We start from the raw sequence: 11,966 nt of genomic DNA, 5'->3' as shown, positions 1-11,966 counted from the left end.
CCGGCGTGGGCACGGTGAGCAGCTTGAGGCCGCCGACCCGCTCGGGCGCCCCGCACTCGTCGACGTGGATGTGCGCGGTGTCGGCGCAGATCACCGCACCCCAGCGGTCGGTCACCGCCTGCAGCGCGACGACGTTGGCACCGGTCCCGTTGAAGACCGGGAATGCCTCGGCGCGCTGCCCGAAGTGGCTGCGCACGACCGTCTGGAGGTGCTCGGTGTAGTCGTCGGCGCCGTAGGCCGACTGGTGCCCGCCGTTGGCCAGCGCCAGCGCCGCGAGGATCTCGGGGTGCGCGCCCGCGTAGTTGTCGCTGGCGAAACCGCGGATCTCCGGGTCGTGGCGGCGCTTGGCGTCGGTGCCCGGTGTCTCCCCGGGGCGGCCGGGTCGGTTCAGGGGTTGGGCGTCAGCCACAGGCGGGTTCCGTTCAGCTCTTCGGCGGGCTCGTTCCAGGTGTCGGCGACGGCCTTGGCGAGGTCCTCGACATCCGTGAAGCCCGCGAACTTCGCGTTCGGCCGGTCGGCCCGCATCTGGTCGTGCACCAGCGCCTTGACCACCAGGATGACAGCGGCCGCCGCCGGCCCGCTCTCGCCCCCCGCCTTGCGGAAGGAGTCGCCGAGCGCCAGTGTCCACGCCTCGGCCGCGGCCTTGGAGGCGGCGTAGGCGGCGTTGCCGGCGGTCGGCTTGCTGGCGCCCAGTGCGCTGATCAGCAGGAACCGGCCGTCACCCGCGCGCTTGAGCGCGCCCTCGAAGGCCAGGGAGGTGTGCTGGAGGGTGCGCACCAGCAGGTTGTGCAGGGTGTCCCAGTCGGACAGGTCGGTCTCGGCGAACGAGGCCGAGCCGCGCCAGCCCCCGACCAGGTGCACCAGGCCGTCGATCCGGCCGAACTCCTTCTCCGTCTTGTCCGCCCAGGCCCGGGTCTCCTCCAGGCTGAGCAGGTTGACGGTGTCGCCCGTCACGGTGGCTCCCCCGTGCGCGAAGCGCGCGGCGTCCACGGCCTGGGCGAGGCGCTCCGCGTCCGCGTCGCAGGCGACGACGGTGGCACCCTCCTCCGCGAGCCGCAGCAGTGTCGCCTGTCCGGCCGGACCGGCGGCCCCGGCGACCGCGACCACCCGGCCCTGGAGGCTGCCCTCGCCGTTCCCCTCGTACCCGCGCCGTGTCGTGCTGTCCGTCATCTCCGTCGCCTCCTCGTGCTGCTGCCCACCGCTGCGCCCCTGGGGCGGCCCGCTCACGCGGCGGCCCGGACGGGGCCGTGCGCGGTGATGCCCTCGGTCGATGCGATCACACCGCGGAGCTTCTTCGCGAGGGCTTCGTAGAACATGCTGAGCGGAAACTCGTCCGGCAGCACCTCGTCGACCAGCTTGCGCGGCGGAAGGGTCAGATCCAGCGCGTCGGGACCCTTGGCCCAGGTGGAGCCGGGGTGCGGGGCCAGGTAGCGGGAGACCAGCTCATACGCCTTGAACCAGTGGACGATCTTGGGCCGGTCGATACCGGCGCGGTAGAGCTCCTCGATCTCCTCGCGCAGCGCGACGGTGACCCGGCGGGCCAGGTCCCAGTCGATGGAGAGCTTGTTGTCCCGCCAGCGCAGCGCGTCGTGCTGGTGGAGGTAGGCGAACAGGAGCTGCCCGCCGAGGCCGTCGTAGTTGCGCTTGCGCGCTCCGGTGACCGGGAAGCGGAAGAGCCGCTCCAGGATGACCGCGTACTGCACGTCCCGGCCCTGCGGCAGACCGTCGCCCTCGAGCTTGACCGCCTCGTGGAAGGCGGTCAGGTCGCAGCGCAGCTCCTCCAGGCCGTACATCCAGAACGGCTGCCGCTGCTTGATCATGAACGGGTCGAACGGCAGGTCGCCGTGGCTGTGGGTGCGGTCGTGCACCATGTCCCACAGGACGAAGGTCTGCTGGCAGCGCTCCTGGTCGGCCAGCAGGCCGCGGGCGTCCTCGGGCAGCTCCAGGCTGGTGACCTCGCAGGCCGCCTCGACGACCCGGCGGAAGCGGGCCGCCTCGCGGTCGCAGAAGATACCGCCCCAGGTGAAGCGCTCGGGCGCCTCGCGGACGGCGATGGTCTCCGGGAAGAGCACCGCGGAGTGCGTGTCGTAGCCCGCGGTGAAGTCCTCGAAGGTGATCCCGCAGAAGAGCGGGTTGTCGTAGCGGGTGCGCTCCAGCTCGGCCAGCCAGTCGGGCCAGACCATGCGCAGGACGACCGCCTCCAGGTTCCGGTCCGGGTTGCCGTTCTGCGTGTACATGGGGAAGACGACCAGGTGCTGGAGGCCGTCGGCGCGGTCGGCCGCGGGCTGGAAGGCGAGCAGCGAGTCGAGGAAGTCGGGCACACCGAAGCCGTCGTCGGCCCAGCGGCGCAGGTCGGCCACGAGGGCGCGGTGGTAGTCGGCGTCGTGCGGCAGCAGCGGGGAGAGCTCCTGCACAGCGGCCACCACCCGGTCCAGCTCGGCCCGGATGTCCGCACGGGCGGGAGCATCCTCGGCGTCGAAGTCGATCGAGCCGTCCTTGGACTGCGCGGGGCGCACCGCCTCCACGGCAGCCTTGAGGACCGACCAGGCGGGGTGCGCGGCCACACTTTCGGCGGCTCCGCCCGGGGACGGCGAAACACCGCCCGGTGCGGGCGCGGGCGAAAGAATTTCCGTCATGTTGACCCCTCCACAGGAGAAACTCGCGTAGGAGAACCGTATCCGGACGGGCGTCCGCACTCAAGGGGAGGATGCAGGAGAATATCCTGCACGAACCCGGGGTAGGCCGTTGTTTTTTCGGCACAGCGCCGATGAAGCCGTCGCCTTTCCCAGTTCCCCTCGCTCTGCGCAGTATGCGGACCGGCGCCGGAGCAGGGCCTGCCCCGGCGGTGCCGCGGCGCCCCGCGGCGGGCCGCTAGGGTGGGCGGCCACTGCCGTCCCCGCCGAAAGCGAGCGCGCCGTGCCACTGCTGACCGTCGGACACCGCGGAGTGATGGGCGTCGAGCCCGAGAACACGCTGCGCTCCTTCGTCCGCGCCGAACGCGAGGGGCTCGACGTCCTCGAACTCGACCTGCACCTGAGCAGCGACGGCGAGCTGGTGGTGATGCACGACGCGGACGTGGACCGCACGACCGACGGCAGCGGGCCGATCGGCGGCCTCACCCTGGCCGAGCTGCGCCGGCTGGACGCGGGGCGGGGCGAGCGGGTGCCGGTCTTCGACGAGGTCGTGGACGCGGTGTCCAGCCCGCTGCAGGCCGAGATCAAGGACCGGGCCGCGGCACGGGTGCTCGCCGAGACGATCGGCAAGCGGGACCTGCACGACCGGGTGACCGTCATCTCCTTCCACGCCGACGCGCTGCGCGAGACCCGCGAGCACCTGCCGGCGATGCCGCTGGTCCTGGTGGCCGGGCGCTCCTCGCCGACGGCCCCGGAGCGCGCCCGGGAACTGGGCGCCGGGATGGTCTCGCTGGAGCTGCGGCACCTGGAGGCCGGCATCGTCGAGCGGGCGCATGCCGCCGGGATCCAGGTGATCAGCTGGACGGTGAACACCGAGGCGGAACTGGCCCGCGCCCGGGAGCTGGGGCTGGACGGCGTCGTCACCGATCTGCCCGCGATCGGGCAGGCGGCCCGGCGCCCGCTCGGCGGCGGAGCGCAAGGGAACCCGGCACCCGAGAGCGCCGCCTCCTGACCTCGCGGCCCGCCGCGTGCGGGATCACCCCAGCGGCTTGACCAGCAGCTCGAAGGCCAGGTCAGGGCGCTGCGGCAGACCGAAACGCTGGTCGCCGTAGGGGAAGGGGCTCAGCTCGCCGGTCCGGCGGTAGCCGCGCCGTTCGTACCAGGCGATCAGCTCCGCACGCTGCCGGATCACCTGCATCCGCATCCGCTCGGCGCCCCACTCGGCACGGACCGTGCGCTCCGCCTCGGCCAGGACCGCGCGGCCGACGCCGCCGCCCTGCAGCAGCGGACTGACGGCGAACATGCCGAAGTACGCCTCCGCACCACGGTGTTCCAGCTGGCAGCAGGCGACGAGAGCGCCGTCCCGCTCGACGGCCAGCAGAATGCTCTTCGGGTCGCGGACGACCGCGGCGACTCCCTCCGGGTCGGTGCGCTGCCCTTCGAGCAGATCGGCCTCGGTGGTCCAGCCCGCCCGGCTCGCCTCGCCCCGGTAGGCGGACTCCACGAGTGCGGTCAGTGCCGGGATGTCCGCCTCGGCGGCGCGCCGGAAGGTCAGGGGCAGCCCGCCCCGCTGTGCCGTGTCGCTCATGTCCGCCGACCCTATCCGGAGCACCGCGGAACTAGAGTGCGGGCATGGTGCATGTACTGAGCAGCCGGGTACTGCTGCGGCCCACCGATCCGGACACGTCACGGGCCTTCTACGGGCGGACGCTCGGTCTGGAGATCGCCCGCGAGTTCGGTACCGGACCGGAGCGGGGCACCGTCTACTTTCTGGGCGGCGGCTTCCTGGAGGTCTCCGGGCGCCGCTCGGAGACCCCCGGAGAGCCGCAGCCCGCCCTCCAGCTCTGGCTCCAGGTCGCCGACGTGGCCGCGGCGCACGAGGAGCTGCGCGCGGCGGGCGCGGAGATCCTGCGCCCGCCCGTCCAGGAGCCCTGGGGCCTGATCGAGATGTGGATCGCCGACCCGGACGGGCACCGGCTGGTCCTGGTGCAGATCCCGGCCGACCACCCGCTGCGCCACCGGCCCGGCATCTGACCCCTCAGACGCCGCGCCCCGGCCCGGCGGCGGGCAGCAGCCCGGCGAGCACCGCGACGCCCTCCGCGACGGCCGAGGGGGTGGCGGCGGCGTAACCGAGGACGAGGCCGGGGCGGCCGGGGCACTGGGTGTGCCAGGACAGCGGCTGGGTCTTGACGCCGTGCGCGAGGGCGCGGGAGGCGAGGGCGGTGTCGTCGACGCCGGGCGGGAAGGTCACCGTCAGATGCAGCCCCGCGGCGGCACCGTGCACACGAGCCTGCGGCAGCCGGGTGCGGAGCGCCGCGATCATCGCGTCGCGGCGGATCCGGTGGCGACGCCGGACGAGCCGCAGCTGGCGTTCCAGGGCTCCGGACTCCATCAGCCTGGCGAGTGCGAGCTGCGGCAGGACGGCGTTGCCGAGGTCGGCGAAGCGTTTGGCGTCGGTCAGCGCCGCACGGTGGCGGGCGGGCGCCAGCAGCCAGCCGACGCGGAGCGCGGGTGCCAGGAGTTTGGAGACACTGCCCAGGTAGCAGACCCGGTCCGGCGCCAGCGCAGCGAGCGCGGCCACCGGCGCCCGGTCGTAGCGGTGTTCGGCGTCGTAGTCGTCCTCGACGACCAGGCCGCCCTCGCCCGCCCAGCGGACCAGCTCGCGCCGCCGCTCGCCGCCGAGCACGACACCGGTGGGGAACTGATGAGCGGGCGTCAGCAGCACGGCGGACGCCCCGGAGGTGCGGAGCGCGTCGATACGTACACCGTCGCCGTCCACCGGTACGGGCGGGGTCCGCAGTCCCCAGCTGTGCAGATGCTGGCGCGCACCGAGGGAGCAGGGGTCCTCGACGGCGAGCCGGTCGACCCCGTCGGCCCGCAGCACCTGTGCCACCAGACCGAGAGCCTGCGCGGTACCGGCGACGATGATGATCTCCTCGGGCGCGGCCGTGACACCCCGGTTGACGCGCAGCCATCCGGCGACCGCGCGACGCAGCTCCGGGGCGCCGCGCGGGTCGCCGTACCCGAGGGCGCCGGAGGGCGCCTCGGCGAGCACCGCGCGCTCGGCGCGCAGCCAGGCGGTACGGGGGAACGCCGCGAGGTCGGGGAGCCCCGGCGACAGGTCGATGCGGGCCGGTGCGGCGCGGAAGGTGTCGAAGACATCGGTCCCCGGCGGGGTGTCGAACACCCCGGCGGCCGGGTGGGACCCGATGGCGGTCCCGCCCGGGGCCGCCGCGCCGAGGGTGCCGGCCGCGCCACGCGCGCCGTTCAGCGGGGTCGCGGCCACCACCGTGCCCGAGCGGCCGCGGCCCACCACGTGTCCGTCCTCGACCAGCCGACGATAGGACTCGGTCACCACCCCGCGCGAGACCCTCAGGTCGGCGGCCAGCACCCGGGTGGCGGGCAGCCTGCTGCCGGTCGGCAGCCGGCCGTCGGCGATGGCGCACCTGATCCGTCCGACCAGCCAGTCGGACAGACCGCCGCGGGGCGCCTCCTCCGCGGTGAGCTGGAGGAAGTCGGAGGCGGCCGGGGTGCGGGCAGCGTCCCGGGCGCCGGGCTCCGCGGTCCCTTTGGTCCTGTCGACCGGAGATCCTTTGGCTCTGTTCACCGGCCCATTGTGCCGCGAGGGTCGAGGCATGGAGTTTCTGCTGACCGCACTCGTCGTGGTACTGACCCCGGGCACGGGGGTGCTGTTCACCATCGCCGCCGGACTCGCGCACGGCAGACGGACCAGCCTGGTGGCGGCCCTGGGCTGCACGCTCGGCATCCTGCCGCAGGCACTGGCGACGCTCTGCGGTCTGGCCGCGCTGCTGCACACCAGTGCGGTGGCCTTCCAGATCCTCAAGTACGCGGGCGGGGCCTATCTGCTGTGGATGGCGTGGGGCACGCTGCGGGACACCAGCACCCTGGGAGCGCCGGGCGAACCGGGGAGCGCTCCGCGCTCGGCGTCCCGGGTGATCGGGTCGGCCGTTCTGCTCAACTGCCTCAACCCGAAGCTGACCTTGTTCTTCCTGGCATTCCTGCCGCAGTTCGTCCGGCTGGAGGACCCGCACGCGGTGTGGCGCATGGCCGAACTCAGCGGCGTCTTCATGCTGCTGACGCTGCTGGTCTTCGCGGGCTACGGGCTGGCGGCCGCGGCCATGCGCGACCACATCGTCTCCCGGCCCCGGGTGGTCCGGTGGCTGCGCCGCTCGTTCGCCGGGGCGTTCGCGGCGCTCGGCGCCCGTCTCGCCTTCTTCTGACCGTCCCGGCGACCGGTCTCCGTTCCACGGCCGGTGACCGCACGCGCCGCGGCCGGTGACCGCACCGCGACCGGCCCCGGCGCGGCTGCGGCCGGGTCGGGGCCCGCCTCGCATGCCCGCACCCGTCCGCCCCCCAGGGGCGGCATCGCGGCAACGGCGGGAGAGGACTGATGATGCGCGCCCTCCTGCACGGACGCGCTAGCGGATCGGCATGCCCGCGAGGGTGCGGGCGATGACCAGGCGCTGGATCTCGCTGGTGCCCTCGAAGATGGAGTAAATGGCCGCGTCCCGGTGCATCCGCTCGACCGGGTACTCGCGGGTGTAGCCGTTGCCCCCGAGGAGCTGGACGGCCTGCGCCGTGACCTTCTTGGCCGTCTCGCTGGCGAACAGTTTGGACATGGAGCCCTCGGCGGACTCGAACCGGCGGCCCGTCACCCCCATCCAGGAGGCGCGCCACACCAGGAGCCGGGCGGCGTCGATGCCGGTGCGCATGTCGGCGAGCTGGAAGGCGACGCCCTGGTTGTCGATGATCGGGCGGCCGAACTGCTCGCGCGTCCTGGCGTAGTCGAGCGCGACCTCGTAGGCGGCGCGGGCGGTGCCGACCGCCATGGCGCCGACCGCGGGGCGGGACGCCTCGAAGGTGGCCATGGCCGCGTTCTTGACCCGCTCGCCGCTGCCCTTCCTGGCCCGCTCGCGGGCGCGGGCGAGGCGCTCGTCGAGCTTCTCCTTGCCGCCGAGGAGGCAGTGGCCGGGCACCCGGACGCCGTCGAGGACGACTTCGGCGGTGTGCGAGGCGCGGATGCCGTGCTTCTTGAACTTCTGGCCCTGCGAGAGCCCGGGGGTGCCGGGCGGGACGATGAAGGAGGCGTGTCCCTTGGAGCCGAGCTCGGGGTCGACGCTGGCGACCACCACGTGGACATTGGCGATGCCGCCGTTGGTCGCCCAGGTCTTGGTGCCGTCGAGCACCCATTCGTCCGTGGCCTCGTCGTACCTGGCCCGGGTGCGCATGGCGGCCACGTCCGACCCCGCGTCCGGCTCGGACGAGCAGAAGGCGGCGACCTTCACGTCCGCGGCGTCGCCGTACATCTGCGGCACCCAGGTCCCGATCTGCTCCTCGGTGCCGTTGGCGAGCACTCCGACCGCGGCGAGGCCGGTGCCGACGATGGAGAGCGCGATGCCCGCGTCGCCCCAGAACAGCTCCTCCATCGCCATCGGGATGCCGAGGCCGGTGGGGTCGAAGTACTGCTGGGCGTAGAAGTCGAGCGAGTAGAGGCCGATCTTGGCCGCCTCCTGGATGATCGGCCAGGGGGTCTCCTCGCGTTCGTCCCACTCGGCGGCCGCGGGGCGCATCACGTCGGCGGCGAATCCGTGGAGCCAGTCGCGGACTTCCTTCTGGTCGTCGTTGAGATCCAGGGCGAACTCGGTCTCGGCCATCGTCGGGGTCCTCCGCCCGTAGAGGTTCGTTACCATCGGTAATCCGCAGTCTGTTACCCGTGAGTAGGACCTGTCAACTCCCGCTCACCACCGCATCCGTGCACGTGAGGGTGTTACGTTTCGGCGCGGCAGGAGCAGCGGACAGGGGCGGGGAGAAGCACCATGGGGACGACACCGACAGACCGGACCGACCGGTCCGACCGGGCCCCCCGGACGGAGAGCACCGGGCAGCGCCGCCGGGAGCTGCTGGAGGCCGCCGAGCGGGTCGTGCTCCGCGAGGGCCCCGGGGCCTCCATGAACGCGATCGCCGCCGAGGCGGGCATCACCAAGCCCATCCTCTACCGGCACTTCGGCGACAAGGGCGGCCTCTACCGCGCGCTCGCCTCCCGGCACACCGAAGCACTGCTCAGCTCGCTGCGGGCCGCGCTGGACGCGCCACGGGAGCGGCGCGAGCGCGTCGAGGCCACCCTGGACACCTATCTGGCCGCCATCGAGGCCCATCCGCAGGTCTACCGGTTCCTGATGCATCCGGCTGAGGGCAGCTCGTCCGGCGGCGAGCGGGGGTTCGACGTGGGCCAGCACTCGGCCCCGCTGCTGCGGCAACTGGGCGAGGAGCTGGGCGAGGTGATCGCCGAGCGGCTCGACCTGGGTCCGGGGAGCGAGGGGCTGGCCCGGGTGTGGGGACACGGCATCGTCGGCATGATGCACGCCGCCGGGGACTGGTGGCTGCGCGAGAAGCCCTGCGACCGGGCCCTGCTGGTGCGGCACCTGGCCGATCTGCTGTGGGGCAGGCTGGCCGCGGCGGGCGACCGGGTGGGAGGCGCCCGGTTCTGACAGCACGGCCGCCCCCGCTCCGGACGGTGCCGCCCCGGCTCCGGACGGTCGCCCGTCCGGTCCGCTCCGGGACCGAGCGGACCTGTGCGGCGGCCGTCAGCCGCGGCCCGATTCCTCCGGAGCCGGGCGCGACCACGGCGCCCTGCGCACCGCCCGAAGCGTACGGCGCCGGGCCGGTCCGGTGAGCCGCTCGGTGTAGACGCGGCCCTCCAGGTGGTCGCACTCGTGCTGGAGACAGCGCGCGAAGTAGCCGGTCCCCTCGATGCGCACCGGAGCCCCGGTCAGATCCTCGCCCTCGACGGCGGCCAGGTCGGCGCGCGGCGTGCGGGCCTCGAGACCGGGCAGCGAGAGGCAGCCCTCGGGGCCGCGCACGGTCACCCCCTCGGCACGCACCAGCCGCGGATTGACCACATGGCCCCGGTGGCGGCGGTCCTCGTCGTCGGGGCAGTCGTAGACGAACACCCGCAGCGGCACCCCGATCTGACAGGCGGCCAGCCCGACCCCGCGGGCCGCGTACATCGACGCGTACAGGTCCTCCACCAGCGCGGGCAGCGCCCGGCGGGCGTCCCCGTCCACCGCGCGGCCGGGGGCGTGCAGCACCGGGTCGCCGTAGGTGCGCAGCGGACGCACCGCGCCCGTGCTGCCGGGGATGGGGCCGCGTCGCATGCCCGCCAGCCTACGCCCGAGCCCGCGGTGCCGATCTTCCCAGGGTGGCGCGGTCAGGGGTGCGGCCGGATCTCGGTAGGCTTTCCTTCTACGCGAGGGGCAAGGAGGTTCACACACATGGCAGGCAACACGGAGCCGCTGTCGCCGCGGTCCCGGCTGGCCGTCACGGCGGGCAAGGCGGCCGCGGCGGTGTCGCGGGCTGCGGGCCGCGGCAGCGGGTCGGTGATCGGCGGCAAGGTGGCGCTCAGACTCGACCCCGACCTGCTGCAGCGGCTCGCCCAGCACCTGGACGTGATCCTGGTGTCCGCCACCAACGGCAAGACGACGACCACCCGGCTGATCGCCGAGGCGCTGCGCGCCAACGGCGAGGTGGTCTCCAACGCGCTGGGCGCCAACATGCCTGCCGGTATCACCTCGGCACTGGCCGGCGGCTCCAGCGCCCGCTACGGCGTCATCGAGGTGGACGAGAAGTATCTCTCCGGTGTGGCCAAGGACGTCACCCCCAAGGCCATGGCGCTGCTGAACCTCTCGCGTGACCAGCTCGACCGCGCCGGTGAGACCCGGATGCTCGCCGAGCGCTGGCGCGAGGGCCTCTCGGGGCAGCAGGCGGTGATCATCGCCAACGCGGACGATCCGCTGGTGGTCTGGGCCGCCTCCTCCTCACCCCATGTGGTGTGGGTCGCCGCGGGCCAGGAGTGGAAGGACGACGCCTGGTCCTGCCCGGCGTGCGGCGGGGTGATGCAGCGCCCCGGCGACGACTGGTTCTGCGCCGAGTGCGGATTCCGCCGCCCGACGCCGACCTGGGCGCTCTCCGGCGACCACGTCCTGGACCCGCACGGCGCGGCCTGGCCCATCCACCTCCAGCTCCCGGGCCGCGCCAACAAGGCGAACGCCGCCACCTCCGCGGCCGTGGCCGCCGCCTTCGGGGTGCACCCGCAGGTCGCGCTGGAGCGGATGTACGCCGTCAAGGCCGTCGCGGGACGGTATGACGTGGTCCAGTACCAGGGCCGGGACATGCGGCTGCTGCTGGCCAAGAACCCCGCGGGCTGGCTGGAGACCTTCTCGCTGATCGACCCGCCGCCCACCCCGGTGATCCTCTCGGTGAACGCGCGCAGCGCCGACGGCACCGACACCTCGTGGCTGTGGGACGTCGACTACGGGCGGCTGGCCGGGCACCCGATCTGCGTCATCGGCGACCGCAAGCTCGACCTCGCGGTCCGGCTGGAGGTCGCGGGGGTGGACTTCCAGGTGTGCGAGAGCCCCGAGGACGCGGTGCACCGCTGCCCGCCCGGGCGGATCGAGACGATCGCGAACTACACCGCGTTCCAGGACCTGCGGCGCGCCGTCGGCAACTGATCACCCGTATCTTGGGGATTCGGGTGCTCGCACGCCCGACCCATTCGACCCGCTCAAGGAGACTGGCGGCATGAGTGACACGAGTCTGCGTCTGGTATGGGTCTACCCGGACCTGCTGAGCACGTACGGCGACCAGGGCAACGCGCTCGTGGTGGAGCGGCGGGCCCGGCAGCGCGGGCTGGACGTCCAGCGGCTGGACGTCCGGTCCGACCAGCCGATCCCGACGTCCGGTGACATCTATCTGATCGGCGGCGGTGAGGACCGTCCGCAGCGGCTGGCGTCCGAGCGGCTGCTGCGGGACGGCGGGCTGAACCGGGCCGTGGACAACGGCGCCATCGTCTTCGCGGTGTGCGCCGGCTACCAGATCATGGGCCACGAGTTCGTCAACGACCTCGGGGAGCGCTCCGCGGGGCTCGGGCTGCTGGACGTGGTCAGCGGCCGCGGCGAGGCCGAGCGGTGCGTGGGCGACGTCCTGGGCGACGCCGACGAGCAGCTGCGCCTCCCGCAGCTCACCGGCTTCGAGAACCACCAGGGCGTCACGCACCTCGGCCCCGGCGTGCGCCCGCTCGCCCGGGTGCAGCTCGGCCACGGCAACGGGACCGGCGACGGGACGGAGGGCGCCTGGCGGGACACCGTCTTCGGGACGTACCTGCACGGCCCGGTGCTGGCCCGCAATCCGCAGATCGCCGACCTGCTGATCAAGCTGTCCCTCGACGTGAACGCGCTGCCACCGACCGACGACACCTGGTACGAGGCACTGCGCCAGGAGCGGATCGCCGCGGCGACACAGCCTGCCTGAGCC

13 protein-coding genes are annotated in these 11,966 nt (G+C 73.4%); 6 read left to right on the top strand and 7 right to left on the bottom strand.

What is annotated here, in order from left to right:
- The 3 genes from A949_RS0117525 to A949_RS0117515 form a co-directional block, all read right to left on the bottom strand.
- Positions 1–409 (bottom strand): beta-eliminating lyase-related protein (locus A949_RS0117525; RefSeq protein ID WP_019357325.1); only part of this gene is annotated, 409 nt, incomplete at its 3' end.
- Entirely contained in the window at positions 388–1,170 is a 783-nt protein-coding gene (locus A949_RS0117520) for an SDR family NAD(P)-dependent oxidoreductase (protein ID WP_019357324.1), read from the bottom strand. The genes A949_RS0117525 and A949_RS0117520, both read right to left, overlap by 22 nt.
- A 53-nt stretch (positions 1,171–1,223) precedes the next feature.
- On the bottom strand, positions 1,224–2,636 hold the full coding sequence (locus tag A949_RS0117515; RefSeq protein ID WP_026004757.1) for a DUF6421 family protein: 1,413 nt from the start codon (positions 2,634–2,636) through the stop codon (positions 1,224–1,226).
- 280 nt (positions 2,637–2,916) lie between these two features.
- On the opposite strand from A949_RS0117515, the gene A949_RS0117510 reads away from it, so the two are divergent.
- Positions 2,917–3,645 carry a glycerophosphodiester phosphodiesterase gene (locus A949_RS0117510; RefSeq protein WP_019357322.1) on the top strand — a complete coding sequence of 243 codons (729 nt, stop codon included), beginning with the start codon at positions 2,917–2,919 and terminating at the stop codon, positions 3,643–3,645.
- A gap of 24 nt (positions 3,646–3,669) precedes the next feature.
- On the opposite strand, the gene A949_RS0117505 is transcribed toward A949_RS0117510, so the two are convergent.
- Entirely contained in the window at positions 3,670–4,221 is a 552-nt protein-coding gene (locus A949_RS0117505) for a GNAT family N-acetyltransferase (RefSeq protein WP_019357321.1), read from the bottom strand.
- 44 nt (positions 4,222–4,265) lie between these two features.
- Here A949_RS0117505 and A949_RS0117500 point away from each other — a divergent pair, with 44 nt between their 5' ends.
- Positions 4,266–4,667 carry a VOC family protein gene (locus A949_RS0117500; RefSeq protein WP_019357320.1) on the top strand — a complete coding sequence of 134 codons (402 nt, stop codon included), beginning with the start codon at positions 4,266–4,268 and terminating at the stop codon, positions 4,665–4,667.
- A 4-nt stretch (positions 4,668–4,671) separates the two neighbouring features.
- On the opposite strand, the gene pdxR is transcribed toward A949_RS0117500, so the two are convergent.
- Entirely contained in the window at positions 4,672–6,240 is a 1,569-nt protein-coding gene (gene pdxR / locus A949_RS0117495) for a MocR-like pyridoxine biosynthesis transcription factor PdxR (protein WP_019357319.1), read from the bottom strand.
- 28 nt (positions 6,241–6,268) lie between these two features.
- Here pdxR and A949_RS0117490 point away from each other — a divergent pair, with 28 nt between their 5' ends.
- Positions 6,269–6,874: a LysE family translocator gene (locus A949_RS0117490; protein ID WP_019357318.1), complete on the top strand. Its 606-nt coding sequence runs from the start codon at positions 6,269–6,271 to the stop codon at positions 6,872–6,874.
- Between the two features lie 198 nt (positions 6,875–7,072).
- On the opposite strand, the gene A949_RS0117485 is transcribed toward A949_RS0117490, so the two are convergent.
- Positions 7,073–8,308: an acyl-CoA dehydrogenase family protein gene (locus A949_RS0117485; RefSeq protein ID WP_019357317.1), complete on the bottom strand. Its 1,236-nt coding sequence runs from the start codon at positions 8,306–8,308 to the stop codon at positions 7,073–7,075.
- Positions 8,309–8,470: 162 nt separating this feature from the next.
- Here A949_RS0117485 and A949_RS0117480 point away from each other — a divergent pair, with 162 nt between their 5' ends.
- The gene (locus tag A949_RS0117480; RefSeq protein WP_019357316.1) at positions 8,471–9,142 is read left to right on the top strand and encodes a TetR family transcriptional regulator; all 672 of its coding nucleotides are present in this window, start codon (positions 8,471–8,473) and stop codon (positions 9,140–9,142) included.
- A 96-nt stretch (positions 9,143–9,238) separates the two neighbouring features.
- Here A949_RS0117480 and def read toward each other — a convergent pair whose 3' ends face one another.
- Positions 9,239–9,808 (bottom strand): peptide deformylase, encoded by a 570-nt coding sequence (def, locus tag A949_RS0117475; RefSeq protein ID WP_019357315.1) that lies wholly within the window; start codon positions 9,806–9,808, stop codon positions 9,239–9,241.
- A 117-nt stretch (positions 9,809–9,925) separates the two neighbouring features.
- Between def and A949_RS0117470 the strand changes: the two genes are divergently transcribed.
- Complete coding sequence (locus A949_RS0117470; RefSeq protein WP_019357314.1) at positions 9,926–11,164, top strand: MurT ligase domain-containing protein; 1,239 nt, start codon at positions 9,926–9,928, stop codon at positions 11,162–11,164.
- Between the two features lie 70 nt (positions 11,165–11,234).
- Positions 11,235–11,963 (top strand): type 1 glutamine amidotransferase, encoded by a 729-nt coding sequence (locus tag A949_RS0117465; RefSeq protein WP_019357313.1) that lies wholly within the window; start codon positions 11,235–11,237, stop codon positions 11,961–11,963.
- Positions 11,964–11,966: the final 3 nt, after the last annotated feature.

The sequence above is a fragment of the Streptomyces sp. AA1529 genome, assembly GCF_000280905.1.
Taxonomy (GTDB): domain Bacteria; phylum Actinomycetota; class Actinomycetes; order Streptomycetales; family Streptomycetaceae; genus Streptomyces.
The sequence above is the reverse complement of the archived record's forward strand: the minus strand, read 5'-3'. Positions and strand labels throughout refer to the sequence as shown.

Coding starts and splice junctions, on each gene's coding strand:
- A949_RS0117485 (WP_019357317.1), bottom strand. CDS start 8,308: ATGGCCGAGACCGAGTTCGCCCTGGATCTCAACGACGACCAGAAGGAA.
- A949_RS0117520 (WP_019357324.1), bottom strand. CDS start 1,170: ATGACGGACAGCACGACACGGCGCGGGTACGAGGGGAACGGCGAGGGC.
- A949_RS0117470 (WP_019357314.1), top strand. CDS start 9,926: ATGGCAGGCAACACGGAGCCGCTGTCGCCGCGGTCCCGGCTGGCCGTC.
- A949_RS0117490 (WP_019357318.1), top strand. CDS start 6,269: ATGGAGTTTCTGCTGACCGCACTCGTCGTGGTACTGACCCCGGGCACG.
- A949_RS0117465 (WP_019357313.1), top strand. CDS start 11,235: ATGAGTGACACGAGTCTGCGTCTGGTATGGGTCTACCCGGACCTGCTG.
- A949_RS0117515 (WP_026004757.1), bottom strand. CDS start 2,636: ATGACGGAAATTCTTTCGCCCGCGCCCGCACCGGGCGGTGTTTCGCCG.
- def (WP_019357315.1), bottom strand. CDS start 9,808: ATGCGACGCGGCCCCATCCCCGGCAGCACGGGCGCGGTGCGTCCGCTG.
- A949_RS0117500 (WP_019357320.1), top strand. CDS start 4,266: ATGGTGCATGTACTGAGCAGCCGGGTACTGCTGCGGCCCACCGATCCG.
- A949_RS0117480 (WP_019357316.1), top strand. CDS start 8,471: ATGGGGACGACACCGACAGACCGGACCGACCGGTCCGACCGGGCCCCC.
- A949_RS0117505 (WP_019357321.1), bottom strand. CDS start 4,221: ATGAGCGACACGGCACAGCGGGGCGGGCTGCCCCTGACCTTCCGGCGC.